Consider the following 2218-nt stretch of genomic DNA (forward strand, 5'->3'; position numbering starts at 1 on the left):
TACGGAAAGATGGGCGTGGGAAACTGGCATGGGCTCCGTCAGCTGGCCGCAGAACTGGTATTTTCTAACCTTTCCGAAGTGCTTTTTGGCGGCACGCGGGCATTCACCGAGAAATCCTGATGCATTTCTCGGCTCAGTGCCCGCTTAGTATCCGATGGGAGCCAGTCGAATACTATCCGCCAAAAAACACTTCGAAAAGGTAAGTAAATACTCAGCTCTGCTCTACGCTTCCTCCGCCCATACCAGTTTCCCACGCCCATCTTTCCGAGATAGCATTCGTTGATACAAAGCTGGTTTTCTCAGCCTGGTGGAGACCCCTGGGTAGTGACGGTCTGTTTGTTTTTGGATGCAGCAGAGTGTGTTACGGTAGTTCAGTGTGAAAGGGGGATGATAAGACGAAATTTTACCTGCTTTCCTGATCACAGACTTAACTGGATGTAGGTACTATAACCACAAATATACTGTAGTAGAATTTAGAGACAGTTCACAGTGATAACATCCAGCTGGTTTATTGGTTTTTATGTGATCTAAGCCAATAACGTCCGGCATGCCACACGCCCGGGGTCCCACACTGCTGAGAAAACCGAGGGCACTGAAAAACATATGTTTTTAAATCCTTCCTTAATAATAAAACACAAAATCCACCAGACTCAAATTTTTCTGGTGGATTTTTGTGCATTTTCTATGGATGATTCCTTTTTCTGAACTAGGGATTCCTTTATTTTTCCCCCATCACTTTCATGATTCGTTTGAGGTTCACTGCAAATATTGCCATCGCTCCCTGCATTTCCATGCCAATAAGACCTGATGATGACGCAACGTCATAACCATGTCTATGTTTTAACTCGCTGTTTTTTGCTTCTATCTTATAACGCTCTTTTACTTTTTCTTTAAAATATTCCGTTTCCTGAAATTGTGCCTGTTCGCTATGGGTATCACTGATGACCGTCTCTGTATATGTCTTTTTTTTCGCTCCCTCTTTGTAGCATCCTTCTCTATAAAGGCATTTTTTACATTTTTTTATATCAAAAGTATAGGTTATCCGCGCATTCCTGCCCTCAGCTTTTTGTTTATTCAGATATTTATGGATTTCCATATGCCCTGCTTTACATTGATACATTAAAGCATCTTTGTTAAATTCAAATTTATCTTCCTTTTTACGATTTCCTTGTGTAACATTACTGCATAATCTAGCGACCAGTTCATAATCTTCTTCTCTTGCAGCATCTATATTTTTTTTGCTTGCATATGCCTTGTCACCAATAACTGTTTTAATCTCCATTCCTGCTTCCCTGCTTTTCTGTACCAGGGCTGCCAATTCCTTTCCATCCGTTTTCTCTCCGCTGGTTATTGTGGCAGCTGTAATAATTCTTTCTTCCGTCATGGCGATATGTGTTTTATATCCAAAGAAGGAGGTGTCTGCTGTCTTATGTCCAATTTTTGCATCCCCATCTTTTGAGGTATCCATTTGTTCAAGGTCATCACGGACAGCTTCTTCTAATAATTTCAATTTTTCCTGCACTTTGGGATAGCTGCATATCGTTTTATTCTCTTTTATAGTGGAAATAAGCTGATTGCAATACGCCAGTTCTTTTTCCAGAGAATCTTCTGTATTTTTAGCAGGAAACTGGTTTTTCATTGTTTCTTCCACTTCATAAACGGTACGCCGTAGTTTTTTTGACCTTTCCTGTAGTGCCTGCCGCGGAGTCATTTGATTGTATCTTGATTTTGTATGTGTGGCATCAACAATAATGGTTTTTGATTTTATGATTTCCTGCTCTAATGCAATCTGGACTGTTTTCGCAATCAGCATATCTAAAAGTGCCATGTCTTTTAATCGCAATTTACGAAATTTCGTCAATGAGCTGGGATTAATAACCTCCTCCTCCGGCACCATATCCAGAAAGTATTTAAAAGACATATCATACCTGGAACGCTCTACGACATCAACATCCGATAGATCATAAATTGCTTTTAACAGCAGATATTTAAACATGCGGATAGGTGGAACTGCATTACGTCCGTTATCAAGACAATACCCCCCCCCCCTTTATCAATTAAACTCTTCATAAATAAATCCGAAGTTTACGAGTTCTTTTATCTGTCGGAGAAGATTATTCCTGGGAACCACCAATTCATATATTTTCATGTAGGAACTTAATACTAATTTTTGTTGTTGATCTACCATAAAAACACCGCCTTTATTTGATACATACAT

1 pseudogene is annotated in these 2218 nt (G+C 39.8%); it reads right to left on the reverse strand.

The features are described 5' to 3' along the window. Positions 1-718: 718 nt before the first annotated feature. A pseudogene (locus RHS_RS29720) lies at positions 719-2188 on the reverse strand (IS1182 family transposase). Positions 2189-2218: the final 30 nt, after the last annotated feature.

This window comes from Robinsoniella sp. RHS, from assembly GCF_001029355.1.
In the GTDB taxonomy this organism is placed as follows: Bacteria; Bacillota; Clostridia; order Lachnospirales; family Lachnospiraceae; genus Robinsoniella; species Robinsoniella peoriensis.